Raw genomic sequence first — 4458 nt, 5'->3', positions numbered from 1 at the left:
TACAGTCAGTACTTCCTCTAGCTTTACTTCTATCTCTATCTTCTTTATTTTCCTCAATCATTCTAATATTGCTATTAGCAATGGCTAGCTAATTATTGTTCTCAATTGCCATCTTATTCCCAGTTCCTAACGTTACAAGGAACACTGTACCTCTGTGCTACTATATATACTTTAGTCAGTAAGAGGGCTTATTGACTTGAGTTTTCACAACTCAGTTTACTGGTATTGCTGATTGTATGTGATGTTATAGACGTAAACTGTAGAATCAATAATATAGGAGCGCAACTGATGAAAGGTAGCCAGAAGGTCATTGATTATTTGAACTTTTTGTTGGGTGGTGAGCTTGCGGCTCGTGACCAGTATTTCATTCACTCAGAGATGTATGCCGAGTGGCATTACGGCAAACTGTATGAACGTATCAACCACGAAATGGATGATGAAACCTTACATGCTCAGTTGATCGTCCGCCGTATTCTTATGTTGGGCGGCACGCCTAATATGACTGTCGATAAAATCAATATCGGTGCAGATGTGCCAGAGATGTTGCAGGCAGATCTTGATTTAGAATACCAAGTACAAAAGCACTTAAAAGAAGGCATCGCCCTGTGTGAAAAAGAGCATGATTACGTCACACGTGAGATTTTGGTTGAGCAGCTTAAAGACACTGAAGAAGACCATGCACATTGGTTGGAGCAACAGCTGCGTCTGATCGATATGATTGGGCTGTCAAACTACTTGCAAAGCCAGATGGCGGAAATCACTCCTTAATGCTGTTTGAATGACAGATATGAACAGCAACATTATATAGAACTCATATAAACAGGTTAGGGAGAAAGACGATGAAAGGTGATAAAGAAGTCATTCGCGCTTTAAACAAAGTACTTGGACAATCATTGATTGCCATCAATCAATATTTCTTGCACGCACGCATTGCCCGTCACTGGGGCTTAGAGTCACTCAATGGTTCATTGTATAAGCAATCTATCGCTGAAATGAAATGGTCAGATGAGTTAATTGCCCGTATTTTGCTATTGGGTGGATTACCGAATTTACAAGAGCTTGGTAAAGTTCTTGTGGGTGAGGATGTACAAGAGATTATTGAGTGTAATTTGCTCTTAGAAAAGCAGAAGTTCGACATCATTACTGATGCGATCACTCTATGTGAGACGCAGGGTGATTATGTTTCTCGCCAGCTATTGGTTACCTTAAAAGATGGTAACGAAGAGTACGATGATTGGTTGGATACACAACAAGACTTGATTGAGAGCATGGGAATCGAGCGCTACATTCAATCACAAGTTAATGATTAAGCGCCTTAATTCAGTGCCATTGAATTGATTTGATTTGCAGTACTATTCATGACGCTTGCCAGCCTCTACGTTGATAGACATCAGTATAGGGGCTGGTTTTTTTTGTGCCTGACATTAAACAGGATTGCTTCGCACGCTTACTAACTATGTATCGTTTGATAGAGACGTTACTGTTTATCATAGCGCTGACTTTACTGATCTGCGTTCAGGCTGCATAAAAGCATCTAAGTTTTATATGGTCGGTGAAAAGCAATATTGAGACAACGCTTATTGCTGTTGCAAAACCCTCTTGCCTGCTATGCCTACGCAGGCAGATGCTGCAAAAAATTCGAACCAGCAATACTGTAGCGATTTTTGTACGTGAATAAACCTATATACCAGTACAACTCAATGTAAGTAAGACTTAATTTCAGTACAACCCACGACCATCTTCCGGTTTTAAACGTAAAAAATACAGGCCTGAGAGAATGGTGACAATCCCTAGTATCCAATAGGTCGTTTGAAATGCTGCTAGCGTGTCGAGCTGAAAGCGCTCACGCAAGAGGTTGAGCACGGCGGCGCCAAAGGCAATACCAAAACTGATTGCCAGTTGTTGATTGACGGCCATAAGGCTGTTGCCGCTACTGGTCTGTGTTCCTTCTAAGTCACCAATAGTAATGGTGTTCATCGCGCTAAACTGCATCGAATTGCAAGCACCAACTATGATTAATATAGGAATAAACCAAAGCCAATGTGAGGCATCGTCAAACTGTGCCAACAGGATAATGAGCGACCCCATGAAAAAGGTGTTGTATACCAGCACTTTGCGGTAGCTAAAGCGCTGAATAATCTTACTGACCCAAGGTTTAATGCCGATAGCACCTATCGCAATAGGAGCCAGCAACCATCCTGCTTGCGATGGCGAGTACTCAAACACTACCTGTAGTAGTAGCGGCAGCAGAAAGGGCACAGCGCTGATGCCCAAACGCGTGAATAAGTTGCCGGTAATACCGATACGAAAAGTGCGAATGTCAAACAGCGTGAGCGGAAACAGTGGTTTTTGTCGTCGTTTGGCATGCCAGACATATGCGCTGATAAGTACGCTAGCACCCAAACCGTACAGAAACCCATATAGCCCGTGGCCTTCTTGCGAACCAAACTCGACAGCAAGCGTAAATCCGCATGCTGCTGCCGCAAACAACACAAATCCTATCCAGTCGAGCTTTTTGGTATCTTCAAACAACGCTGGCACCAGTTTTTTACCTATCGTAAACCCTAGGATACCCATGGGAATATTGATTAAAAATATCCAATGCCAGCTGGTATATTGTACGATATAACCACCCAATACAGGCCCGACCAATGGCGCTACCAGTGCCGGTATTACTGCAAAATTCATCACGGTTAGCAGCTTATTGCGAGGGTAGGATTTGACCAATATCAATCGAGCAACAGGGGTCATCATCGCCCCACCAATGCCTTGTATTACCCGTGAACCTATCAGAAAATCTAACGTTGGCGATGCGGCGCAGAGTATCGATCCGACAGAAAATATCACAATCGCTGTTAGAAATATGCGGCGTGTACCGTATTTGTCGGCCAAAAAGCCACTGACAGGGATGAATATGGCCAATGTCAGTGCATAGCTGATGACAGCCCATTGCATTTTTAGCGGCGACTCACCGAGAGCTTGAGCCATTTGCGGTAACGAGGTATTCAAGATGGTGGCGTCTAAAATCTGCATAAACAATGCCACTGCTAAGACGTAGGGCAAATATTTATCTTGGGTTGGAGTTAGCGTTACCATGTTAGTTTCACCAGGTGTCTCATGTTGATGCCTTGTTATGACATAGGCATAACGAGGTCGTTTGTGAGCAGCTCACTATCTGAACGAACTATAAAAGCTGAGTAGTATAAGAAAGAGTGGGCAATAATAAAAGCGAATCAAGGTAACAGACTACAGTAACGCTGCACAATATAACTGGTGAAAGTTAAGGTTCTCATAGCCAAATTACAAAAAGCAGCTTTGAAGTCAGAGTGGGTTGTCGCTATAGTAAATAATTGATCACGGCTTAAAATAGAACATAAGTATTAATTGACGATAACATCATAATTATAAGATGGGGAAATGTAATGAGTAAGGACAGCAATCAGTCTAACGTCGCTAATAATTCGACCAGCAATCAAAGCACTGGCTACGTACCACCTAAAGTCTGGGTAGAAGATAAAGAGAGCGGTGGTAAGTTTGCCAGTATCAATCGTCCAACGGCAGGCGCGCGCCATGATAAAGCGTTGCCAGTAGGTGAGGCCCCGTTGCAGCTCTATTCGCTCAATACACCAAACGGCATCAAGGTAAATATCATATTAGAAGAATTGGCTGAACTAGGCATCGTAGACGCTGCATACGATGCTTATAAGATTGACATCTCTGAAGGCGACCAGTTTGGATCTGATTTCGTGGCCATAAACCCCAATTCAAAAATACCAGTGCTGGTCGATTACGCCAATAATGAAGCGAATGAGCCTGTCGCTATTTTTGAGTCAGGTGCTATATTACTCTATTTAGCAGAAAAGTTTGGGGAATTTATCCCTGTTTCGCTTGGAAAAGCACGTGCCGATTGCTTATCTTGGGTCATGTGGCAAATGGGTAGCGCTCCATTTTTAGGTGGCGGTTTCGGGCACTTTTATGCTTATGCTCCTGAGCCGCTAGAATATCCAATCAATCGATATACTATGGAAACCAAGCGTCAGCTGGACGTGCTTGATAAGCATTTGAAAGACAATACATACATGGGTGGTAATGACGAATCTGGTTACAATATTGCCGATATGATTATTTGGTCGTGGTACGGCCAGCTGGTATTGGGTAAGCTGTATGATGCCGCCGAGTTCCTACAAGTCGACGAGTACGAGCATGTTAGACGTTGGGCTCGAACCATCGAAAAGCGCCCAGCGGTCGAACGCGCTGTAAGCCTAAACTTAAAAAGTATTGGCTAGTCCGTTGTAAGGGCCTTATGATGTTTATTGTTATATCAAAGTGGATAGAGAGCTTATTTATTACTTTTCCGCACTTTTCATCGAAAGGTGATAACCTTTTGTATTTGTACATAATTATTGATATGCTTAATAATTATAAAATAGTACATTACTACCACATATAGTAACGGAG

General features: G+C 42.7%; 4 protein-coding genes. 3 read left to right on the top strand and 1 reads right to left on the bottom strand.

Annotated elements, in window-relative coordinates; translation table 11 throughout:
- Positions 1-288: 288 nt before the first annotated feature.
- Together bfr (L0J61_RS09570) and bfr (L0J61_RS09565) are read left to right on the top strand one after the other, a co-directional pair.
- Positions 289-768 carry a bacterioferritin gene (gene bfr / locus L0J61_RS09570; RefSeq protein ID WP_301466222.1) on the top strand — a complete coding sequence of 160 codons (480 nt, stop codon included), beginning with the start codon at positions 289-291 and terminating at the stop codon, positions 766-768.
- Between the two features lie 71 nt (positions 769-839).
- Positions 840-1310: a bacterioferritin gene (gene bfr / locus L0J61_RS09565; protein ID WP_301466221.1), complete on the top strand. Its 471-nt coding sequence runs from the start codon at positions 840-842 to the stop codon at positions 1308-1310.
- 409 nt (positions 1311-1719) lie between these two features.
- Here the strand turns inward: bfr (L0J61_RS09565) and L0J61_RS09560 are convergent, their stop codons facing one another.
- Entirely contained in the window at positions 1720-3096 is a 1377-nt protein-coding gene (locus L0J61_RS09560; RefSeq protein WP_301466220.1) for a DHA2 family efflux MFS transporter permease subunit, read from the bottom strand.
- A gap of 326 nt (positions 3097-3422) precedes the next feature.
- Between L0J61_RS09560 and yghU the strand changes: the two genes are divergently transcribed.
- Complete coding sequence (gene yghU / locus L0J61_RS09555) at positions 3423-4286, top strand: glutathione-dependent disulfide-bond oxidoreductase (protein ID WP_301466219.1); 864 nt, start codon at positions 3423-3425, stop codon at positions 4284-4286.
- Positions 4287-4458 lie beyond the last annotated feature (172 nt).

Origin of the sequence: Psychrobacter sp. (genome assembly GCF_030457785.1) — a bacterium.
Taxonomy (GTDB): Bacteria; Pseudomonadota; Gammaproteobacteria; order Pseudomonadales; family Moraxellaceae; genus Psychrobacter.
Note: the sequence above shows the minus strand (reverse complement) of the source record. Positions and strands in the feature narration are given on the sequence as shown.